Genomic DNA, 20,536 nt, shown 5'->3' on the forward strand with positions numbered 1-20,536 from the left:
CCGACCGGTCAAGGGGACAAGCATCCCGTGCGCATCGCCAGATTCTCCATCGACGGGAACGTCGCCTTCGGCGCTGTCGAGGGCGAGCAGCAGGACGAACTCGTCCTGGACATCATCAAGGGCATCCCGTTCGCGGACTTCGAACTCTCCGGCACCAAGGTCCCGCTGAGCAAGGTCAGGCTGCTGCCCCCGGTGCTCCCCAGCAAGGTGGTCGCCTTCGGCCGCAACTACGCCGATCACGCCAGGGAGATGGGCAACGAGGTGCCCGAGGCGCCCTTCGCCTTCTTCAAGCCCTCCACCTCGGTGATCGGACCGGGCGACGAGATCCGCTACCCCTCCTTCTCCCAGGAGGTGCACCACGAGGCCGAGCTGGCCGTGGTCATCGGGCGGATGTGCCGCGAGGTCCCGCGCGAGCGCGTCAAGGACGTGGTCTTCGGCTACACCTGCGCCAACGACATCACCGCGCGCGACGTCCAGAAGCGCGAGAAGCAGTGGGCCCGGGCCAAGGGATTCGACACCTCCTGCCCGCTCGGCCCCTGGGTGGAGACGGGACTGGACATCACCGCGGCGAACGACCTGACCGTCCAGCTCACGGTCAACGGCGCCCAGCGCCAGCTCGGCCGCACCAGCGAGATGATCCACTCCATCGAGGACCTGATCGTCAACATCTCCGAGGCCATGACGCTGCTCCCGGGCGACGTGGTCCTCACGGGCACCCCCGCTGGGGTCGGCCCCCTCCAGGACGGCGACGAGGTCGCCGTCACCATCGAAGGCATCGGCACTCTCACCAACAAGGTTGTCAAGCGTGGCTAGCGCACCCGTCCGCGTACGTTTTTGTCCGTCGCCCACCGGTAACCCCCACGTGGGCCTGGTCCGCACCGCCCTGTTCAACTGGGCGTTCGCCAAGCACCACGGCGGCACTCTGGTCTTCCGCATCGAGGACACCGACGCGGCCCGCGACTCCGAGGAGTCCTACACCCAGCTGCTCGACTCGATGCGCTGGCTCGGCTTCGACTGGGACGAGGGCCCCGAGGTCGGCGGCCCGCACGCCCCGTACCGCCAGTCGCAGCGCATGGACCTCTACCGGGACGTCGCCCGCAAGCTCCTCGACGCCGGTCACGCCTACCACTGCTACTGCTCCCAGGAGGAGCTGGACAGCCGCCGCGAGGCCGCCCGCGCCGCCGGCAGGCCCTCCGGCTACGACGGCCACTGCCGTGAGCTCACGGACGCCCAGGTCGAGGAGTACACGGCGCAGGGCCGTGAGCCGATCGTCCGCTTCCGGATGCCCGACGAGGCCATCACCTTCACGGACCTGGTCCGCGGCGAGATCACATACCTCCCGGAGAACGTCCCGGACTACGGCATCGTCCGGGCCAACGGCGCCCCGCTCTACACGCTGGTCAACCCGGTCGACGACGCCCTGATGGAGATCACCCACGTCCTGCGCGGCGAGGACCTGCTCTCCTCCACCCCCCGCCAGATCGCCCTGTACAAGGCGCTGACCGAGCTGGGCGTCGCCAAGGGGATCCCCGCCTTCGGTCACCTGCCGTACGTCATGGGCGAGGGCAACAAGAAGCTCTCCAAGCGCGACCCGCAGGCCTCGCTCAACCTCTACCGCGAGCGCGGCTTCCTCCCCGAGGGCCTGCTCAACTACCTGTCCCTGCTCGGCTGGTCGCTCTCCGCCGACCAGGACGTGTTCACGATCGACGAGATGGTCGCCGCCTTCGACGTCGCCGACGTGCAGCCGAACCCGGCCCGCTTCGACCTGAAGAAGTGCGAGGCGATCAACGGCGACCACATCCGCATGCTCGACGTGAAGGACTTCACCGAGCGCTGCGCCCCCTGGCTCAGGGCCCCCTTCGCCCCCTGGGCCCCGGAGGCCTTCGACGAGGCCAAGTGGGAGGCGATCGCCCCGCACGCGCAGAGCCGCCTGAAGGTCCTCTCCGAGATCACGGACAACGTCGACTTCCTGTTCCTGCCGGAGCCGGTCTTCGACGAGGCGTCCTGGAACAAGGCCATGAAGGAGGGCAGCGACGCCCTGCTCCGCACGGCGCGGGAGAAGCTGGACGCCGCCGACTGGACGTCCCCCGAGTCCCTCAAGGACGCCGTCCTGGCCGCTGGTGAGGCCCACGGCCTCAAGCTCGGCAAGGCCCAGGCCCCGGTCCGCGTCGCCGTCACCGGCCGCACGGTCGGACTGCCCCTCTTCGAGTCCCTGGAGGTCCTGGGCAAGGAGAAGACGCTGGCCAGGATCGACGCCGCCCTGACCAGGCTCGCCGCGTAGCCACGGTCGGCGAAGAGGGCGCCCGGAGGTCTCCGGGCGCCCTCTTCGCCGTTCCCGCGCACCGTCGGGAGCCGGCCACCGGGTCACCGGCCGGTTCGCGGGGGTACCGTCGGTGGCATGGCGATCCGAGCCGTCGTCTGGGACGTCGACGACACACTCTTCGACTACACCACCGCCGACCGTGAGGGCATCCGGGCCCATCTGGCCGCCGAGGGGCTGCTCGCCGGGTACCCGTCCGCCGAGGAGGCGCTGGCGCACTGGCGGGAGGTCACCGAGCACCAGTGGGCGCGGTTCGCCGCCGGGGAGGTGGACTTCGAGACCCAGCGGCGCGACCGCACCCGGGTCTTCCTCGGACGTGAGATGACCGACACCGAGGCGGACGACTGGTTCCGCCGGTACGTCACCCACTACGAGTCCGCCTGGAGCCTCTTCCCGGACGTGCTGCCCGTGCTCGACGCGCTCGCCGCGAGCCACCGCCACGCCGTGCTCTCCAACTCCAGCGTCCAGGTCCAGGACCGCAAGCTGCGCCTGCTCGGCGTGCACGACCGCTTCGAGGCCATCCTGTGCGCGGCCGAGCTGGGCGTGTCCAAGCCCGAGGCCGGCGCCTTCCTCGCCGCCTGCGACGCCCTGGACCTGCCCCCGGCCCAGGTGGCGTACGTCGGGGACCACCCGGAGATCGACGGCCGGGGCGCCGCCGACGCCGGGCTGCTGTCGGTGTGGATCGACCGCGGCGGGGCGTACGCGACCCTCGAGCCGCCGGCGGGGCCGCGCCGTATCGCCTCCCTCGCCGAACTGCCCTCGTTGCTGCGTGCCGATACTCGTTTTGGAGCCCCGTCGACCTTCGGGTAATGTTCTTCCTGCGCCGCGGGGAGCGGGCCGGAAGGCCGGAGCCCTCAAGCGCAGAACTAGAGCGAAGAGCCTCCAGGGGCTTGCGTTCCAGTGGCCTATGGTGTAATTGGCAGCACGACTGATTCTGGTTCAGTTAGTCTTGGTTCGAGTCCAGGTAGGCCAGCTCGCAGAGCTCATCTGCACCCGCGGATCACATCCGCAAGCCCCCGTTGTGTAGCGGCCTAGCACGCCGCCCTCTCAAGGCGGTAGCGCCGGTTCGAATCCGGTCGGGGGTACAGATCCTTCCCGCGAGGACAGTCAGGGTAGCTCCCGCTGTTCTCGAAGCAGGATCGCCAGGGCCCCCGTTGTGTAGCGGCCTAGCACGCCGCCCTCTCAAGGCGGTAGCGCCGGTTCGAATCCGGTCGGGGGTACTGACTGGTCTAAACCATCATTGGTCTATGGTGTAATTGGCAGCACGACTGATTCTGGTTCAGTTAGTCTTGGTTCGAGTCCAGGTAGACCAGCAGGATCTGCGGAAACGTACGATCCACGCCCCCGTTGTGTAGCGGCCTAGCACGCCGCCCTCTCAAGGCGGTAGCGCCGGTTCGAATCCGGTCGGGGGTACACAAGAGGGAAGCCCTCCACTTCGGTGGGGGGCTTCCCTCGTTCCGGGTGTGTACCCGGCAGCCGGGGAACGGGCCCGCCGCGGCGTTGGGGCGGGCCCGCTCCCGAGAGGACGGGGGACGGTCAGGAGCGGCGCAGCGCCTCGGAGAGACGGCCGGCGGCGTCGATGACGGCCTGGGCGTGCATACGGCCCGGGTGGCGGGTCAGCCGCTCGATGGGGCCGGAGACCGAGACGGCGGCCACCACACGGTTCGACGGGCCGCGCACCGGCGCCGAGACGGACGCCACACCCGGCTCGCGCTCACCGATCGACTGGGCCCAGCCCCGGCGCCGTACACCCGACAGGGCCGTCGCCGTGAAACGGGCGCCCTGCAGACCGCGGTGGAGGCGCTCGGGCTCCTCCCAGGCCATCAGGATCTGCGCCGAGGAACCGGCCTTCATCGTGAGCGTGGAACCCACCGGCACCGTGTCCCTCAGACCCGAGAGGCGCTCCGCGGCGGCGACGCAGATGCGCATGTCGCCCTGACGGCGATAGAGCTGCGCGCTCTCCCCGGTCACGTCGCGGAGGTGGGTGAGCACCGGGCCCGCCGTGGCGAGCAGCCGGTCCTCGCCCGCCGCCGCGGCCAGTTCGGCCAGGCGCGGGCCGAGGATGAAGCGGCCCTGCATGTCGCGTGCCACCAGGCGGTGGTGTTCCAGCGCCACGGCCAGGCGGTGGGCCGTGGGTCGTGCCAGTCCGGTCGCCCCGACCAACCCCGCGAGGGTGGCCGGGCCGGACTCCAGAGCGCTCAGGACGAGGGCCGCCTTGTCCAGAACGCCGACGCCGCTACTGTTGTCCATGCAACGATACTTGCGTCTCACTCTGTGAAACGCAAGTTCAATTTTCCGTGGAACCCGCCACTCTGGAAGCACGGAAGCAACGCGGCCCGTGGACCAGTGGGCCTGGCGGCGGACGCCCGGTGTCAGGGGTGCGGGCGCCGTCTCCTCTCGATCTAGTTGGGCCGGCGCACCACTTGCCGGCCGGAGGGAAAGCGATGGGTAGGACACTCGCGGAGAAGGTCTGGGACGACCACGTCGTCCGGCGCGCCGAGGGCGAGCCCGACCTCCTCTTCATCGATCTGCACCTGCTGCACGAGGTGACCAGCCCGCAGGCCTTCGACGGCCTCCGCAAGAACGGCCGCCCGGTGCGCCGTCTCGACCTCACCATCGCCACCGAGGACCACAACACCCCGACCCTCGACATCGACAAGCCGATCGCCGACCCGGTCTCCCGGGTCCAGCTGGAGACGCTGCGCAAGAACTGCGCGGAGTTCGGTGTCCGGCTGCACCCGCTCGGCGACGTCGAGCAGGGTGTCGTCCACGTCGTCGGCCCGCAGCTGGGTCTGACCCAGCCCGGCATGACCGTCGTCTGCGGTGACTCGCACACCTCCACGCACGGCGCCTTCGGCGGGCTCGCCTTCGGCATCGGCACGTCCCAGGTCGAGCACGTCCTGGCCACCCAGACGCTGCCCATGGCCCGGCCCAAGACCATGGCGATCACGGTCAACGGCGAACTGCCCGACGGCGTCACCGCCAAGGACCTGATCCTGGCGATCATCGCGAAGATCGGCACCGGCGGCGGCCAGGGATACGTCCTGGAGTACCGCGGCGAGGCCGTCGAGAAGCTCTCGATGGAAGCCCGGATGACCATCTGCAACATGTCGATCGAGGCCGGCGCCCGCGCGGGCATGATCGCCCCCGACGAGACGACGTTCGCCTACCTCGAGGGCCGTCCGCACGCCCCGAAGGGCGAGGACTGGGACGCGGCCGTCGCCTACTGGAAGACGCTCAGGTCCGACGACGACGCCGAGTTCGACGCCGAGGTCGTCATCGACGCCGCCGAACTGTCCCCGTTCGTCACCTGGGGCACCAACCCCGGCCAGGGCGCCCCGCTCTCGGCCTCCGTCCCCGACCCCGCTTCGTACGAGGACGCATCGGAGCGGTTCGCCGCCGAAAAGGCCCTGGAGTACATGGGGTTGGAGGCCGGTCAGGAACTGCGCTCGATCAGCGTGGACACCGTCTTCGTGGGCTCCTGCACCAACGGCCGCATCGAGGACCTGCGCGCCGTCGCGGACGTCATCAAGGGCCGCAAAGTCGCCGACGGCGTACGCATGCTGGTCGTCCCGGGCTCCGCGCGGGTGGGCCTGCAGGCCGTCTCCGAGGGCCTGGACGTGGTCTTCAAGGAAGCGGGCGCCGAGTGGCGGCACGCCGGCTGCTCGATGTGCCTGGGCATGAACCCCGACCAGCTCGCCCCCGGTGAGCGCTCCGCCTCCACCTCCAACCGCAACTTCGAGGGCCGGCAGGGCAAGGGCGGCCGCACCCACCTGGTGTCCCCGCAGGTCGCCGCCGCCACCGCGGTCCTCGGCCACCTGGCCTCACCGGCCGACCTCGCCGACGCCGACGCCCGAACGCCCGCTGGAGTCTGATCAGTCATGGAAGCATTCACCACCCACACCGGCCGGGCCGTCCCGCTGCGCCGCAGCAACGTCGACACCGACCAGATCATCCCCGCCCACTGGCTCAAGAAGGTGACCCGCGACGGGTTCGAGGACGGGCTGTTCGAGGCCTGGCGCAAGGACGCGTCCTTCGTCCTCAACCAGCCCGAGCGCGCGGGTGCGACCGTGCTGGTCGCCGGCCCCGACTTCGGCACCGGCTCCTCCCGCGAGCACGCCGTCTGGGCGCTGCAGAACTACGGCTTCAAGACCGTGATCTCCTCCCGCTTCGCCGACATCTTCCGCGGCAACTCGCTGAAGAACGGCCTGCTGACGGTCGTCCTGGACCAGAAGACCGTGGACGCGCTGTGGGAGCTCACCGAAGCCGACCCCACGGCGGAGATCACCGTCGACCTCCAGGCCCGCGAAGTGCGCGCCGAGGGCGTCACCGCCTCCTTCGAGCTCGACGAGAACTCCCGCTGGCGGCTGCTGAACGGGCTCGACGACATCTCCATCACGCTGCAGAACGAGGCGGACATCGCCGCGTACGAGGCGAAGCGCCCGTCGTTCAAGCCGAGGACGCTCACCGCCTGACCCGCGCCGCGGCCGAAGTCCTCACCGGAGGTCGACTTTCGGCCACCGCCCCACCCCACCCGTACCCCCGATCGGTCCGATCGGGGGTACGGCCGTGTCTGCACCCGTTCGGCCCTGCGCGCCTGCTTGGGGGCGATCAACTTGCCACGTTATGAAGGTGGTTGCCGGGGTACACGTGTCACGTGTGCGTGATCCCCGGGTATGCGCGGACGGCCGCCCGAGGCGGTAGTTGCCCCCTGGGCAGGCGACAACTCGCCCCAGATGGCACAATCTGTGCATGGAACACGACGGCCAACTCCAGCTCTATACGGCCGTCGCGGTCCAGCTCAAAGAAGCGCATGCAAGAGTGCGCGCACTGCAAGTCCCGGAGGGCGTACGGATGGCGCTGGCCCGGAAGCTGCTGGTCATTACGGCCGCGGCCAAGCACGATCTCGCCGGTGCGGCAAGGCGTCTGGAGCGGTTCACCGCGGACCTCGACGCGGGTCGATTCCCCGAAGAGGAACGCTGAACCAGTCGAGACAACCGAGTTCGTTGCGGCACAAGGGTGATTAGCCCGTTTCGTGTTTGATTTGCGGTATATATCTGCCTAACGTGCGAAAAAGCTTGAACACTATCGTTCTGGCGATGTCTCCGAAGGGGAAGACGTGAACAAGGCGCAGCTCGTAGAAGCGATTGCCGACAAGGTGGGCGGCCGCCAGCAGGCCGCCGACGCCGTCGACCACGTACTGGACGCCATCGTCCGCGCGGTCGTCGCGGGGGAGCGGGTCTCGGTCACCGGCTTCGGTTCGTTCGAGAAGGTCGACCGCCCGGCCCGCTACGCCCGCAACCCCCAGACGGGCGAGCGGGTTCGGGTCAAGAAGACCTCCGTGCCGCGCTTCCGCGCGGGCCAGGGCTTCAAGGACCTGGTGAGCGGTTCGAAGAAGCTGCCGCGCGGCGGTGAGGTCTCGGTCAAGAAGGCGCCCAAGGGCAGCCTGACCGGCGGCGCTTCGGCGACCGTGAAGAAGGCCGCGGCGAAGAAGACCACCGCCAAGAAGGCCGCCGGCGCCAAGAAGACGGCCGCCAAGAAGACCACCACGGCGAAGAAGGCGCCCGCCAAGACCGCGGCCAAGACCACGGCGAAGAAGGCGCCCGCCAAGACCGCGGCCACCGCGAAGACGGCCGCGGCGAAGAAGACCACCGCCAAGAAGGCCCCCGCGAAGAAGGCGACGGCCACCAAGGCGCCCGCCAAGAAGTCGACCGCGCGCAAGACCACTGCGAAGAAGACCACCGCACGCAAGAAGTAGCGGTCTCTCCCGCCCCTTCGGACATGTCGGGCGAGCGGCTCCACGCGCCGGGCCGGACTCCTCACTGGAGTCCGGCCCGCGGTGCGTACCGGGCGGCCGCCGGCCGGTGTCAGAACGTCTGGAGCGTCACCAGGGTGATCCGCCGGGCCTCGCCCTCACCCTCGGTCTCGACGCGCACCCGCTGGCCGGGACGCAGCAGCCGCAGGCCTCCCGCGTCGAACGCCGGGGCGTCGAAGGGCACCGGGGTGCCGTCGTCCAGGAGCACCTGACCGCTGCGGCTGTCGGGGTCGTAGGTGTACGCGGTGGCCTGCATGGCGGCAGCCTACTGCTCCGTCGTCAGCAGCCGCGCGGCGACCGCGGCCGTGCGGGGGCCCACCCCCAGCGCCAGCGCCGCCCGCAGATCGTCCCCGGTGTCCACGTCCTGCCGTACGGAGTCCACCGGGCCGGGGTGGAGTTCCACCGCTCCCGACGCCCGGTGTCTGGTCCGGGAGGCGCCGCCGAAGAACGGACGCAGTTCCCGCCCCCGGCCCGCGGCCAGCAACGTGGTGCCGAGCGCGGCGGCGTCGGCGAGGAAAGCGCGCGGGAATTCGGCCGCCGCGTCGAGAACGCGGGCCAGTTCCGGGGGACGCAAAGCCGGCAGATCGGCGTTGAGGGCGGCGACGCAGGCCGTGCGCCGGGCGGAGACCACCACGGCGGCGGCGTGCCTCAGCGCCGCGTTCAGGCCGTCGCGCGGCTCGTCGGCGACGATCCCGGCGCCGAGTGCGGACAGCTCCCGGGAGGCCAGCGCGTCGTCGGTGACGACCACCACGTCCCGTACCGCGTCGCAGTCCAGCGCGGCCGCCACCGTGTCCTGGGCGAAGGCGAGCGCGAGACCGGGGCGCAGGCCGTCGTCCGCGGTGTCCGAGAGTCTGCTCTTGGCCCGCTCCAGCGGCTTCAGGGGTACCACCAAGGTCCACTGCACGAGTGTTACGTCCCTCTCTTGTCGCGGCCATTCTCACCCGGCACCCCGGGAGGTAAGAGGGTCGGGGCGTACGGTGTTCTCGACAGACCGACGGGCCGGGGCGACACTTGTGCGGCCCGCCCGGCCCGAGGGCCGGGCACGGGGCATGTCGTTCGGAAGAGGAAGGTGTACTCGTGCCGCGCCGCAGAATCGGCTTCTGGTACCGCTTCGCAGCGGTTCTCTGCAAACCGCCGCTGGTGGTTCTGCTCAAGCGGGACTGGCGCGGAATGGAGAACATTCCGGCCGAGGGTGGATTTATCACCGCGGTGAACCACAATTCGCACATCGATCCCTTCGCCTACGCGCACTTTCAGTACAACACCGGACGTGTTCCGCGATTCCTGGCGAAGAGCGGCCTTTTCAACAAGGGATTCATCGGCGCCGCGATGCGCGGCACCGGCCAGATCCCCGTCTATCGCGAGAGCTCGGACGCGCTCAGCGCCTTCCGCGCCGCGATCGACGCCGTGGAGCGCGGCGAATGCGTCGCCTTCTACCCCGAGGGCACCCTCACCCGCGACCCGGACGGCTGGCCCATGACGGGCAAGACCGGTGCCGCGCGCGTCGCGCTGCAGACCAAGTGCCCCGTGATCCCGGTCGCCCAGTGGGGCGCCAACGAACTGCTGCCGCCGTACGCCAAGAAGCCCAGCCTGCTGCCGCGCAAGACCAGCAGGGTGCTGGCCGGGCCGCCGGTGGACCTCGACCGCTTCTACGACCGGGAGATGACTCCGGAGCTGCTCAAGGAGGCGACCGAGGCCATCATGGCGGCGGTCACCACCCAGCTGGAGCGGATCCGCGGGGAGAAGGCACCCGGGACGCCCTACGACCCGCGCAGCGAGCGGATCGAACAGCGCCGCAGGACACACACGCAGACGCGGCAGGAACGGACGCGCGGCGGCAGGGCCACCGCGCGGGAGGAAGGGCTGGGCACGTGAGCAAGCCGGTCAAGGCGGCGGTCTTCGGCACCGGATCATGGGGGACGGCCTTCGGCATGGTCCTCGCCGACGCGGGGTGCGACGTCGTGCTGTGGGGGCGGCGCCCCGAACTCGCCGAAGCGGTCAACTCCACCCGCACCAACCCCGACTACCTGCCGGGCGTCGAACTCCCGGAGAACCTGCGGGCCACCGCGGACGCCGCCGAGGCCGCGCGGGGCGCCGACTTCACCGTCCTCGCGATCCCCTCGCAGACACTGCGCGGCAACCTCGCCGAGTGGGCCGGGCTGCTCGCGCCCCGCACGGTCCTGGTGTCCCTGATGAAGGGCATCGAACTCGGCTCCGCGATGCGGATGAGCGAGGTGATCGACGACGTCGCCAAGGTCGGGCGCGAGCGCATCGCCGTGGTCACCGGCCCCAACCTGGCACGCGAGATCGCCGCCCGCATGCCGGCCGCCTCCGTGGTCGCCTGCACCGACGGGGACGTCGCCCGGCGGCTCCAGACCGCCTGCCACACCCCGTACTTCCGGCCGTACACCAACACCGACGTCATCGGCTGCGAGCTGGGCGGCGCCGTGAAGAACGTGATCGGGCTCGCCGTCGGCATCGCGGACGGCATGGGTCTGGGCGACAACACCAAGGGGTCGCTGATCACCCGCGGTCTCGCCGAGACCACCCGGCTCGGGGTCGCCCTCGGCGCCGACCCGCTGACCTTCTCGGGACTCGCGGGCCTGGGCGACCTGGTCGCCACCTGCTCCTCACCGCTGTCCCGCAACCACACCTTCGGCACCAACCTCGGCAAGGGGCTGACCCTGCAGGAGACCATCGCGGTCACCAAGCAGACCGCCGAGGGCGTCAAGTCCTGCGAGTCGGTGCTGGATCTGGCCCGCCGGCACGGCGTCGACATGCCGCTCACCGAGACGGTCGTCTCCATCGTGCACGAGGGCAAGCCTCCCGTGGTCGCCCTCAAGGAGCTCATGTCGCGCAGCGCGAAGCCCGAACGACGCTGAGCGACAGCCCCCTCCGTTCGGCTCACGCGCGGCGTTGCGGGCGCTGACTCCCGGCTCTGCCAGCGGGTACTCTCAACGCGATATGAGCACCGAGAACCTCCCCCAGAGCCCCGAGCCGCAGCCGTCCCGCAAGCCGCGGGTGGCCGTCGTGTTCGGCGGACGCAGCTCCGAACACGGGATCTCCGTGGTCACCGCCGGAGCCGTCCTGAAGGCCATCGACCGGACCCGGTACGACGTCCTGCCGATCGGCATCACCCAGGACGGCCGGTGGGCGCTCACCGCGGACGAGCCGGAACGCATGGCGATCACCGACCGCCGCACGCCCAGCGTGGACCAGCTCGCCGAGTCGACGGAAGGCGCCGTGGTGCTCCCCGTCGACCCCGCCGACCGCGAGGTCGTCCACAGCGAGCCGGGCTCGGTGCCCAAGGCCCTGGGCCAGGTCGACGTGGTGTTCCCGGTGCTGCACGGCCCCTACGGCGAGGACGGCACCCTGCAGGGTCTCCTGGAGCTCTCCGGCGTCCCCTACGTCGGCTCGGGCGTGCTCGCCTCGGCCGTCGGCCAGGACAAGGAGTACATGAAGCGGGTGTTCACCTCCTTCGGGCTCAAGGTCGGCCCGTACCTGGTGATCCGGCCGCGGGAGTGGGAGCAGGACGAGTCCGCCGCCCGCAAGAAGATCATCGGCTTCGCCGGGGAGCACGGCTGGCCGCTGTTCGTGAAGCCCGCCCGCGCGGGTTCGTCCATCGGCATCACCAAGGTCGACGACCTCTCCGGCCTGGACGAGGCGATCGCCGAGGCCCAGCGGCACGATCCGAAGATCCTGGTGGAGGCGGCACTGCGCGGCCGCGAGATCGAGTGCGGGGTGCTGGAGTTCGAGGACGGTCCGCGCGCCTCGGTCCCGGCCGAGATCCCGCCGCCCGACGCGCACGCCTACTACGACTTCGAGGCCAAGTACATCGACTCCACGCCCGGCATCGTGCCCGCGCCGCTCACCGAGGAGGAGACGGCCGAGGTGCGCCGGCTCGCCGTCGAGGCGTTCGACGCGGCGTCCTGCGAGGGGCTGGTCCGCGCGGACTTCTTCCTCACCGAGGACGGCGAGTTCGTGATCAACGAGATCAACACCATGCCCGGTTTCACCCCGATCTCGATGTACCCGCAGATGTGGCAGGCCACCGGCGTGAGTTACCCCGAGCTGGTGGACCGGCTGGTGCAGGCGGCGCTGCGCCGGTCGACCGGGCTGCGCTGAGCGGCACCGTACCGCCGGGCCGCGCCGAGCGGCAGCGTGCTCAGGAGGCGATCCCCTCGGGGATCGCCTTCTTGACGCCCGGGGCGAGATCGATCAGCACGCCCGTGCTGTCCCGTCCGTCGGTCACCCGGACCTCGACGTACGCCTCGCGGTTGGCGGTGGTGAAGCGGTACGTACCGTCGTCCCGCTTCTCCATGAGCCAGTCCACGCCGTCGACCCCGCCCGGCACCGCGTCGGCGTCGCTGCCGTTGGCCACCTTGGGGTCGGCCATCTTCGGGGGCCGTTCGACCCCGCACCGCAGTATGATCGCCACGCCGCCCCAGCCCGCGGTCAGTTCGGACGCGGGTTCGGGATCGTCGCGACTCTCACCGTCCACCTTCGCCGGCAGGACCTCGTCCAGGTTCTGACACAGCTCGGTGACCTTCGCGTCCGGGCGCGGAACCGCCGTGGACGCGCCGTCGTCTGCTGAGGAGCAGCCCACGGCGGTGATCAGCACCGCGAGCGCGGACAGGGCGGACAGGACGGTGCGCCGGTGACGGAAGGAGTTCACCGGCCCAGGGTAGACGGGGGCTACAGATGGACGACCGGGCAGGTCAGAGTACGGGTGATGCCGTCCACTTGCTGGACTTTGGCAACCACCATGCGGCCCAGGTCGTCGACGGTGTCGGCCTGGGCGCGCACGATGACGTCGTACGGTCCGGTCACGTCCTCGGCCTGGATCACTCCAGGGATCTTGCCGATCAGATCGGCGACGGTCGACGCTTTGCCGACCTCCGTCTGGATCAGGATGTACGCCTGTACCACGGAACCTCCAGGGCGGCCACGAGGATCATGTGGGGAAAAGGAACGCCACGGTATCGCGTCGCCGCTCGCCGCGGGGAGACCTGCGGGAACCCGGCCCCGCGCGCCGGGGTTCGGGCACGAGAGAAGTCGGCGGTCACATCGGCCGTAGCGAGGCCCCTGAGGGCTCGCGACCGGGCACGCACAGGGACAGAAGGGGCGCAAGGGTAATGAAGGGCACTGTTGGTGAGCTCGGCGAGTTCGGGCTCATCAGGGAGCTCACCTCCCGTCTCACCACCACGCCGGCGGTCCGGGTCGGACCCGGCGACGACGCAGCGGTGGTCTCCGCACCCGACCGCAGGGTCGTCGCCAGCACCGACATCCTGCTGGAGGGGCGGCACTTCCGGCGCGACTGGTCCACGGCCTACGACGTCGGCCGCAAGGCCGCCGCGCAGAACCTGGCCGACATCGCCGCCATGGGCGCCGTGCCGACCGCGCTGCTGCTCGGCCTCGTCGTCCCGGCGGAACTGCCGGTGACCTGGCCCAGCGAGCTGATGGACGGCCTGCGCGACGAGTGCCAGGTGGCCGGCGCCGCGGTCGTCGGCGGCGACGTCGTACGCGGGGACACCATCATGGTGTCGATCACCGCGCTCGGCGATCTGCGCAACCAGGAGCCCGTCACCCGGGGCGGAGCGCAACCCGGCGACCTCGTCGCGGTGACCGGCTGGCTGGGCTGGTCGGCGGCCGGTCACGCGGTGCTCTCGCGCGGGTTCCGCTCGCCGCGCGCCTTCGTCGAGGCGCACCGGCGCCCCGAACCGCCCTACCACGCGGGGCCGGCCGCCGCCGGGCTCGGCGCCACCGCCATGTGCGACGTGAGCGACGGGCTGATCGCCGACCTCGGGCACATCGCCGAGGCCAGCAAGGTCCGCATCGACATCCGCTCCGGGGCCGTCGACATCCCCTCGCAGATGAACGACATCGGCCAGGCCGTCGGCGTCGACCCGATGCAGTGGGTGCTGACCGGGGGAGAGGACCACGCGATCGTCGCGACCTTCCCGCCGGACGTGAAACTGCCCGCCCGCTGGAAGGTGATCGGCGAGGTGCTCCACCCCTCGGCGCTGCCCCAGGTGACGGTCGACGGGGCGCCCTGGACCGTCCAGGGCGGCTGGGACCACTTCGGGGACATCGAGTCGTGAGCGCGCCGCCCAGGGTCCTCACCGTCGCCGGCTCCGACTCCGGCGGCGGCGCCGGCATCCAGGCCGACCTGAAGACCATGCTCGCCCTCGGCGTGCACGGCATGAGCGTGCTCACCGCGGTGACCGCGCAGAACTCCCTGGGCGTGCAGGGCGCCTGGGAACTTCCGGTGGAGGCGGTGCGGGCCCAGTACCGCAGTGTCGTCGACGACATCGGTGTACAGGCGGTCAAGACCGGCATGCTGTCCTCCGCCGAACTCGTCGAGGCGGTCGCCGACTTGATCGCCGCCACCGACGCGCCGGCGGTGATCGACCCGGTGGGGGTCTCCAAGCACGGGGACCCCCTGCTCGCCTCCTCCGCGCTGGACTCCGTACGGACCAGGCTGCTCCCGGTGGCGACGGTGGCCACACCGAACCTGGACGAGGTGGCGCAGCTCACGGGCGTACGGGTCGCCGCGGAGCCGGACCTGCGGGTGGCGGCCCGGGCGGTGCTGGAGTTCGGGCCGCGCTGGGTGGTGATCAAGGGGGGCCATCTCGCGCCGGACTCGGCCGAAGCCGTGGACCTCCTGACGGACGGCACCCGGGAGCACTGGCTGCGCGCACCCCGGCACGACAACCGCCACACGCATGGCACCGGCTGCACCCTGGCGTCGGCGATCGCCTCGGAGCTGGCGAAGGGCCTGCCGGTCCCGGAGGCGGTGGCGACGGCCAAGCGGTACGTGACGGGCGCGATAGCCTCCGGCTTCCCCCTGGGGGCCGGCATCGGCCCGGTCCACCACGCCTGGAACCTGCGCCCGCCGCACCGGACGAGCGCGTGAAGCGCCGCGCCGTGCGCCGCGTCCCGGGCCGCCCGTGGTGAAGGCGCCCGGGGCGTCATGGTCCGGTACGCCCCGCCCGCGGGAGGCGAGGCGCACCCGCCGGGCGGATGTCCGTCGGCCGGAGCCGGTCCGCACCGGAGCGGGCCACCGCGGACGCGACGATCCCCGTCGCCGCGTCCGCCCTCCGGGGCCGGGCGGAGCGGGCGCCGGGACCCGCGGCACGGTGACGGCGGCCACCCGGGAACGACCCTCGCGGTGCGCCGAACCGGGCCGGCCCGGCACGGGCACAGCAAGAAGCCGGCCCACCCGGAGGTGGACCGGCTGTTGCGGCGAAACCGACTACGGCCGCGCGCTCAGCGAAAGCGTCAGCGCGAGACCTTGCCGGCCTTGATGCACGAGGTGCAGGCGTTCACGCGCTTCGGCGTCCCGCCGACCACGGTACGCACACGCTGGATGTTCGGGTTCCAGCGGCGGGGCGTACGGCGGTGCGAGTGCGAGATGTTGTTGCCGAAGCCCGGCCCCTTGCCGCAGACGTCGCAGTTGGCAGCCACGGGTCACTCCAAAGACTTCAGATGCACTTACGGTTGATCCCGGCATGCCGGGATCGAGACCGAGGACTCCAGGAGCCCTGTGGATCTGAGTGGCGTTGCCAGGGGGAGAGGCCCGATCAGATCGGGCAACCGGAGCAGCATACAACGGCTGCACCCGTAGAACGAAACTACCACGGCAGCTCAGAGCCCCGCCCGCGGCCCTCCTCCGGCCGGCGGGGCCCCACGCACTACGCTGCCTGCCACGGCCGGCAGCTCAGGGAGGCGCAGGTGGCGCAGGTGCCGCAGACATTCTTCGATGCTCTCGCGGTGCGCACCTGGTGCGGTCTCGCGCTCGACGCGCTGGGCCGGGCCCGGGAGGAGATCGACGCGATCAACGTCTATCCGGTGGCCGACGGCGACACCGGAACCAACCTCTACCTCACCGTCGAATCCGCGGCCGCCGCCGTGGAGGCGGTCTTCGAGGGCCACCGGGCCGGTGGCGCGGGCGGGGCCGGGGGGCCGGGGCCGACCCTGGCCGACGCGGTACGCGCGATGGCGCACGGGGCGCTGATCGGCGCCCGGGGGAACTCCGGCACGATCCTGGCGCAGCTGCTGCGCGGGATGGCCCAGGTGCTGGCCGGTGACGAGGCCCCGGCTCACGCCGACGGCCAGGGACTGCGCCGCGCCCTGCGGCAGGCCGCCGACTCCGCGCGCCTGGCGGTGGCGCACCCCGTCGAGGGCACCGTCCTCACCGTGGCCGCGGCCGCCGCCGACGCCGCCGCGACGGCGGAGGGCGACTGCGGGACGGTGGCCCGCGCGGCCCACGACGCCGCCCGCGCGGCCCTCGCCGAGACACCGGACCGGCTGGCCGTGCTGCGCCGCGCCGGGGTGGTGGACGCCGGCGGCAGGGGACTGGTGGCGGTGCTCGCGGCACTCGTGGCGACGTTCACCGGCGAGACACCGCGTGACACCCGCACCCGCGCGGCGGCCCGTGAGGGCGCCGTCACCTGTGCGGACGGCGCCGTGACACCGGCGTCCGAGGGCCCCGCCTTCGAGGTGATCTACCTCCTGGAGGCCGACGACGCGGCCGTCGCGCGGCTGCGGGAGCGGCTCGACGGACTGGGCGACTCGCTCGTCGTGGTCGGCGGCGACGGACTGTGGAACGTCCACGTCCACGTGGACGACGCGGGCGCCGCCGTGGAGGCCGGGGTCGAGGCCGGCCGGCCGTACCGGATCCGGATCACCCACTTCGGCGCCGGGGACGTCCACACCACGGGCGCCGAGCGGTCCCAGGGCGAACGAGCCCAGCGGGCGGTCGTGGCCGTGGTGCCCGGGGAGGGCCTGGCGGGGCTCTACACCGAGGCGGGCGCGACCGCCGTGCTCGCCCGCCCCGGGGAACCGCCCGCGAGCGGCGAACTCGTCCAGGCGGTACGGCGGGCGCACGCGCGCGAGGTGGTGCTGCTGCCCAACGACGCGGACCTGCGCCACACCGCCGCCGCGGCGGCCGAGCAGGCCAGGACCGAGGGAATCAGGGTGGCCCTGATCCCGACCCGCTCCGCGGTCCAGGGCATCGCGGCCCTCGCGGTGCACGAGCCGGAACGCCGCTTCGACGAGGACGTGGTGTCGATGACGTCGGCGGCCGGCGCGACCCGCTACGCCGAGGTCACCGTCGCCGAGCACCAGTCCTGGACCATGGCGGGCATCTGCCAGGCGGGCGACGTCCTCGGACTGGTCGACGGTGACGTCGCCGTCATCGGACAGGACGTCACGGCCGTCGCCGAGGCCGTCCTGGACCGCATGCTCGCGGCCGGTGGAGAACTGGTGACCCTCGTCCTCGGCGACGACGCCCCCGGCTCCGTCGCCGCCCACCTGGAATCCCGGGTCCGTGAGGGCTACCTCGCCGTCGACACGGTGACCTACCACGGCGGCCGACAGGGCGCCGTGCTGCTCATCGGCGTCGAATGAGCCCCGGCCCGCGCGAGCGCCGGCCGGCAGCGCGCAGCGGCGGGGACCGTCCTCGCCGGTGAGGTCCGACCGGCCGCAACGGTGTCGGCGGTCCGCGCGATGTCGGTGCCGTGGTGTCCAATGGACCCCGTGCCCGCACTGGAAGAACCACTGAAGAAAGTGCTCGGCCCCGCCACCGCCAAGGTGATGGCCGAGCACCTCGGCCTGCACACCGTCGGCGACCTCCTCCACCACTACCCCCGCCGGTACGAGGAGCGCGGCCAGCTCACCCACCTCGCCGACCTGCCCATGGACGAGCACGTCACCGTGGTCGCCCAGGTCGCCGACGCCCGGCTGCACACCTTCGCCTCGTCCAGGGCCCCGCGCGGCAAGGGCCAGCGCCTGGAGGTGACGATCACGGACGGCAGCGGCCGGCTGCAACTGGTGTTCTTCGGCGCCGGTGTCCACAAACCGCACAAGGAACTCCTGCCGGGCACACGCGCGATGTTCGCCGGAAAGGTGTCGGTGTTCAACCGACGCCTCCAACTCGCCCACCCGGCCTACGAACTGCTCCGCGGCGACAGCGAGGAGACGGTCGAGACCTGGGCCGGTTCCCTCATCCCGATCTACCCCGCCACCGCCAAGCTGGAGTCCTGGAAGATCGGCAAGGCGCTCCAGACGGTGCTGCCCGGCGCCCAGGAGGCCGTCGACCCGCTCCCGGAGTCCCTGCGCGCCGGCCGCGGACTGGTCGCGCTTCCCGAGGCCCTGCTGAAGATCCACCGCCCGCACACCAAGGCGGACATCGAGGACGCCCGCGCCCGCCTCAAGTGGGACGAGGCCTTCGTCCTCCAGGTCGCCCTCGCCCGCCGTCGCCACGCCGACGCGCAACTGCCCGCCGTGGCCCGCCGTCCGAAGCCCGACGGCCTCCTCGCCGCCTTCGACGACCGCCTCCCCTTCACGCTCACCGAGGGCCAGCGGAAGGTCTCCGCGGAGATCTTCACCGGCCTCGCCACCGAACACCCCATGCACCGCCTGCTCCAGGGCGAGGTGGGCTCCGGGAAGACCATGGTCGCCCTGCGCGCCATGCTCGCCGTCGTCGACGCGGGCGGACAGGCGGCGATGCTCGCGCCCACCGAGGTGCTCGCCCAGCAGCACCACCGGTCGGTCACCGAGATGATGGGCGAGCTGGCCGAAGGGGGGATGCTCGGGGGCGCGGAGGACGCCACCAAGGTGGTGCTGCTCACCGGGTCCATGGGAGCCGCGGCCCGGCGCCACGCCCTGCTCGACCTGGCCACCGGCGAGGCCGGCATCGTGATCGGCACCCACGCGCTGATCGAGGACAAGGTGCAGTTCCACGACCTGGGCCTGGTCGTGGTGGACGAACAGCACCGCTTCGGCGTGGAACAGCGCGACGCCCTGCGCGGCAAGGGCAAGCAGCCCCCGCACCTGCTGGTGATGACCGCCACGCCCATTCCCCGCACGGTCGCCATGACGGTCTTCGGGGACCTGGAGACCTCCGTCCTGGACCAGCTCCCCGCCGGGCGTTCGCCGATCGCCAGTCATGTCGTCCCGGCCGCCGACAAGCCGCACTTCCTCGCCCGCGCCTGGGAGCGGGTGCGCGAGGAGGTGGCCAAGGGCCACCAGGCGTACGTGGTCTGCCCGCGCATCGGCGACGAGGCGGACGACCCGAAGAAGCCGGGCGGGAAGAAGTCCGCCGAGGACGAGGCCGGGAAGCGGCCCCCGCTCGCCGTCCTGGACATCGCGGAGCAGCTCGCCCGGGGCCCTCTGCGCGGGCTCCGCGTCGAGGTCCTGCACGGACGCATGCAGCCCGACGACAAGGACGCCGTGATGCGCCGCTTCGCCGCCGGCGAGGCCGACGTCCTGGTCGCCACGACCGTCATCGAGGTCGGGGTCAACGTGCCGAACGCCACCGCGATGGTGATCATGGACGCCGACCGGTTCGGCGTCTCCCAGCTCCACCAGCTGCGCGGCCGCGTCGGCCGGGGCTCCGCGCCCGGCCTGTGCCTGCTGATCACCGAGATGCCCGAGGCGAGCGCGGCCCGGCAGCGGCTGAACGCGGTCGCCTCCACCCTCGACGGCTTCGAGCTCTCCCGCATCGACCTGGAACAGCGCCGCGAGGGCGACGTGCTGGGCCAGGCCCAGTCCGGCACCCGGTCCAGCCTGCGCATGCTCGCCGTCATCGACGACGAGGAGATCATCGCCGAGGCCCGCGAGGAGGCCACCAGGGTCGTGGCCGACGACCCGGAGCTGACCCGCCTGCCCGCCCTGCGCACCGCCCTGGACGCGCTGCTGGACGAGGAGCGGGAGCAGTACCTGGAGAAGGGCTGACAGACTGGGCAACGGCCACCGACCAGCACACACCGACAAGGACCGAGGACATGACTCGCGTGATCGCCGGCACGGCCGGCGGACGCCGCCTGGCCGTCCCGCCGGGGCAGGGGACCCGCCCGACCTCCGACCGGGCGCGCGAAGGCCTCTTCTCCACCTGGCAGTCACTGCTCGGCGGACCGCTGGACGGCGAACGCGTCCTCGACCTGTACGCCGGTTCCGGCGCCGTCGGCCTGGAGGCCCTGTCACGGGGTGCCGGACACGTCCTGCTGGTCGAGGCCGACGCCCGTGCCGTCCGCACGGTCCGGGAGAACGTGAAGACGCTCGGGCTCCCCGGCGCCGAGGTCAGATCCGGCAAAGCGGAACAGATCGTCCGCGCGGCGCCCCCGCAGCAGCCGTACGACCTCGTCTTCCTCGATCCGCCCTACGCCGTCTCCGACGCCGATCTTCGCGAGATCCTGCTCACACTCCGCTCGGAGGGCTGGCTCACCGAGGACGCCCTCGTCACCGTGGAGCGCAGCACCAGAGGCGGCGAATTCGCCTGGCCGCCCGGTTTCGAGGCGGTCCGGGCCCGACGCTACGGCGAGGGAACGTTTTGGTACGGTCGCGCCGCCTCTACGTGCGAAGACGCACGATGACCGGACCGGAGAGCGAGGGATCAA

The 20,536-nt window shown here is 71.6% G+C and carries 21 protein-coding genes and 5 tRNA genes; 20 read left to right on the forward strand and 6 right to left on the reverse strand.

The window, feature by feature from the left end:
• Positions 1 to 27: 27 nt before the first annotated feature.
• The 8 genes from IE172_RS16640 (at position 28) to IE172_RS16675 (ending at position 3,733) form a co-directional block, all read left to right on the forward strand.
• Positions 28 to 813 (forward strand): fumarylacetoacetate hydrolase family protein, encoded by a 786-nt coding sequence (locus IE172_RS16640; protein WP_190098027.1) that lies wholly within the window; start codon positions 28 to 30, stop codon positions 811 to 813.
• Positions 797 to 2,281 carry a glutamate--tRNA ligase gene (gltX, locus tag IE172_RS16645; protein WP_190098028.1) on the forward strand — a complete coding sequence of 495 codons (1,485 nt, stop codon included), beginning with the start codon at positions 797 to 799 and terminating at the stop codon, positions 2,279 to 2,281. The genes IE172_RS16640 and gltX overlap by 17 nt, the downstream gene beginning before the upstream one ends.
• Positions 2,282 to 2,398: 117 nt before the next feature.
• Positions 2,399 to 3,130 (forward strand): HAD family hydrolase, encoded by a 732-nt coding sequence (locus IE172_RS16650; protein ID WP_190098029.1) that lies wholly within the window; start codon positions 2,399 to 2,401, stop codon positions 3,128 to 3,130.
• 91 nt (positions 3,131 to 3,221) lie between these two features.
• Positions 3,222 to 3,293 (forward strand) — tRNA-Gln (locus tag IE172_RS16655).
• A 39-nt stretch (positions 3,294 to 3,332) separates the two neighbouring features.
• Positions 3,333 to 3,405 (forward strand) — tRNA-Glu (locus tag IE172_RS16660).
• Positions 3,406 to 3,467: 62 nt separating this feature from the next.
• Positions 3,468 to 3,540: transfer RNA gene (locus IE172_RS16665), tRNA-Glu, on the forward strand.
• A 21-nt stretch (positions 3,541 to 3,561) separates the two neighbouring features.
• Positions 3,562 to 3,633, forward strand: a tRNA-Gln gene (locus tag IE172_RS16670).
• A 27-nt stretch (positions 3,634 to 3,660) separates the two neighbouring features.
• Positions 3,661 to 3,733, forward strand: a tRNA-Glu gene (locus IE172_RS16675).
• 123 nt (positions 3,734 to 3,856) lie between these two features.
• On the opposite strand, the gene ndgR is transcribed toward IE172_RS16675, so the two are convergent.
• The gene (ndgR, locus tag IE172_RS16680; protein ID WP_189559557.1) at positions 3,857 to 4,570 is read right to left on the reverse strand and encodes an IclR family transcriptional regulator NdgR; all 714 of its coding nucleotides are present in this window, start codon (positions 4,568 to 4,570) and stop codon (positions 3,857 to 3,859) included.
• Positions 4,571 to 4,764: 194 nt separating this feature from the next.
• Between ndgR and leuC the strand changes: the two genes are divergently transcribed.
• The 4 genes from leuC to IE172_RS16700 all read left to right on the forward strand — a co-directional run bounded on the left by leuC (position 4,765) and on the right by IE172_RS16700 (position 8,078).
• The gene (leuC, locus tag IE172_RS16685) at positions 4,765 to 6,195 is read left to right on the forward strand and encodes a 3-isopropylmalate dehydratase large subunit (RefSeq protein WP_190098030.1); all 1,431 of its coding nucleotides are present in this window, start codon (positions 4,765 to 4,767) and stop codon (positions 6,193 to 6,195) included.
• Positions 6,196 to 6,201: 6 nt separating this feature from the next.
• Positions 6,202 to 6,795, forward strand: a complete 594-nt coding sequence (gene leuD / locus IE172_RS16690) for a 3-isopropylmalate dehydratase small subunit (protein ID WP_190098031.1) — start codon at positions 6,202 to 6,204, stop codon at positions 6,793 to 6,795.
• 277 nt (positions 6,796 to 7,072) lie between these two features.
• On the forward strand, positions 7,073 to 7,303 hold the full coding sequence (locus IE172_RS16695; RefSeq protein WP_190098032.1) for an SCO5555 family protein: 231 nt from the start codon (positions 7,073 to 7,075) through the stop codon (positions 7,301 to 7,303).
• A gap of 136 nt (positions 7,304 to 7,439) precedes the next feature.
• Positions 7,440 to 8,078, forward strand: a complete 639-nt coding sequence (locus tag IE172_RS16700; RefSeq protein WP_190098033.1) for an HU family DNA-binding protein — start codon at positions 7,440 to 7,442, stop codon at positions 8,076 to 8,078.
• A 109-nt stretch (positions 8,079 to 8,187) separates the two neighbouring features.
• Here the strand turns inward: IE172_RS16700 and IE172_RS16705 are convergent, their stop codons facing one another.
• Both IE172_RS16705 and cofC read right to left on the reverse strand, forming a co-directional pair.
• Positions 8,188 to 8,391, reverse strand: a complete 204-nt coding sequence (locus tag IE172_RS16705) for a hypothetical protein (protein WP_037933223.1) — start codon at positions 8,389 to 8,391, stop codon at positions 8,188 to 8,190.
• A gap of 9 nt (positions 8,392 to 8,400) precedes the next feature.
• Positions 8,401 to 9,039: a 2-phospho-L-lactate guanylyltransferase gene (gene cofC / locus IE172_RS16710; RefSeq protein ID WP_190098034.1), complete on the reverse strand. Its 639-nt coding sequence runs from the start codon at positions 9,037 to 9,039 to the stop codon at positions 8,401 to 8,403.
• A 173-nt stretch (positions 9,040 to 9,212) separates the two neighbouring features.
• Here cofC and IE172_RS16715 point away from each other — a divergent pair, with 173 nt between their 5' ends.
• The 3 genes from IE172_RS16715 (at position 9,213) to IE172_RS16725 (ending at position 12,260) form a co-directional block, all read left to right on the forward strand.
• On the forward strand, positions 9,213 to 10,010 hold the full coding sequence (locus tag IE172_RS16715; RefSeq protein WP_190098035.1) for a lysophospholipid acyltransferase family protein: 798 nt from the start codon (positions 9,213 to 9,215) through the stop codon (positions 10,008 to 10,010).
• The gene (locus IE172_RS16720) at positions 10,007 to 11,017 is read left to right on the forward strand and encodes an NAD(P)H-dependent glycerol-3-phosphate dehydrogenase (protein WP_190098036.1); all 1,011 of its coding nucleotides are present in this window, start codon (positions 10,007 to 10,009) and stop codon (positions 11,015 to 11,017) included. The genes IE172_RS16715 and IE172_RS16720 overlap by 4 nt, the downstream gene beginning before the upstream one ends.
• A gap of 82 nt (positions 11,018 to 11,099) precedes the next feature.
• A complete protein-coding gene (locus tag IE172_RS16725; RefSeq protein ID WP_190098037.1) occupies positions 11,100 to 12,260 on the forward strand; it encodes a D-alanine--D-alanine ligase family protein in 1,161 nt (386 codons plus the stop codon).
• A 40-nt stretch (positions 12,261 to 12,300) separates the two neighbouring features.
• Here IE172_RS16725 and IE172_RS16730 read toward each other — a convergent pair whose 3' ends face one another.
• Positions 12,301 to 12,810 (reverse strand): DUF3515 domain-containing protein, encoded by a 510-nt coding sequence (locus IE172_RS16730; protein WP_190098038.1) that lies wholly within the window; start codon positions 12,808 to 12,810, stop codon positions 12,301 to 12,303.
• Positions 12,811 to 12,830: 20 nt separating this feature from the next.
• A complete protein-coding gene (locus tag IE172_RS16735; protein ID WP_052579718.1) occupies positions 12,831 to 13,064 on the reverse strand; it encodes an Lrp/AsnC family transcriptional regulator in 234 nt (77 codons plus the stop codon).
• A gap of 206 nt (positions 13,065 to 13,270) precedes the next feature.
• On the opposite strand from IE172_RS16735, the gene IE172_RS16740 reads away from it, so the two are divergent.
• Together IE172_RS16740 and thiD are read left to right on the forward strand one after the other, a co-directional pair.
• Positions 13,271 to 14,236 carry a thiamine-phosphate kinase gene (locus tag IE172_RS16740; RefSeq protein WP_190098039.1) on the forward strand — a complete coding sequence of 322 codons (966 nt, stop codon included), beginning with the start codon at positions 13,271 to 13,273 and terminating at the stop codon, positions 14,234 to 14,236.
• Positions 14,233 to 15,051 (forward strand): bifunctional hydroxymethylpyrimidine kinase/phosphomethylpyrimidine kinase, encoded by an 819-nt coding sequence (gene thiD, locus IE172_RS16745; protein WP_190098040.1) that lies wholly within the window; start codon positions 14,233 to 14,235, stop codon positions 15,049 to 15,051. The genes IE172_RS16740 and thiD overlap by 4 nt, the downstream gene beginning before the upstream one ends.
• A 365-nt stretch (positions 15,052 to 15,416) precedes the next feature.
• Here thiD and rpmB read toward each other — a convergent pair whose 3' ends face one another.
• Positions 15,417 to 15,602 carry a 50S ribosomal protein L28 gene (gene rpmB / locus IE172_RS16750; RefSeq protein WP_004924906.1) on the reverse strand — a complete coding sequence of 62 codons (186 nt, stop codon included), beginning with the start codon at positions 15,600 to 15,602 and terminating at the stop codon, positions 15,417 to 15,419.
• Positions 15,603 to 15,869: 267 nt separating this feature from the next.
• Between rpmB and IE172_RS16755 the strand changes: the two genes are divergently transcribed.
• From IE172_RS16755 to rsmD, 3 genes are all read left to right on the forward strand, one after another.
• Positions 15,870 to 17,546, forward strand: coding sequence for a DAK2 domain-containing protein (locus IE172_RS16755; RefSeq protein WP_190098041.1), 1,677 nt, complete (start codon positions 15,870 to 15,872; stop codon positions 17,544 to 17,546).
• A gap of 120 nt (positions 17,547 to 17,666) precedes the next feature.
• Positions 17,667 to 19,874, forward strand: a complete 2,208-nt coding sequence (gene recG, locus IE172_RS16760) for an ATP-dependent DNA helicase RecG (protein WP_190098042.1) — start codon at positions 17,667 to 17,669, stop codon at positions 19,872 to 19,874.
• Between the two features lie 50 nt (positions 19,875 to 19,924).
• Complete coding sequence (gene rsmD / locus IE172_RS16765; RefSeq protein ID WP_190098043.1) at positions 19,925 to 20,512, forward strand: 16S rRNA (guanine(966)-N(2))-methyltransferase RsmD; 588 nt, start codon at positions 19,925 to 19,927, stop codon at positions 20,510 to 20,512.
• Positions 20,513 to 20,536 lie beyond the last annotated feature (24 nt).

Origin of the sequence: Streptomyces griseoflavus, assembly GCF_014649995.1 — a bacterium.
In the GTDB taxonomy this organism is placed as follows: domain Bacteria; phylum Actinomycetota; class Actinomycetes; order Streptomycetales; family Streptomycetaceae; genus Streptomyces; species Streptomyces griseoflavus.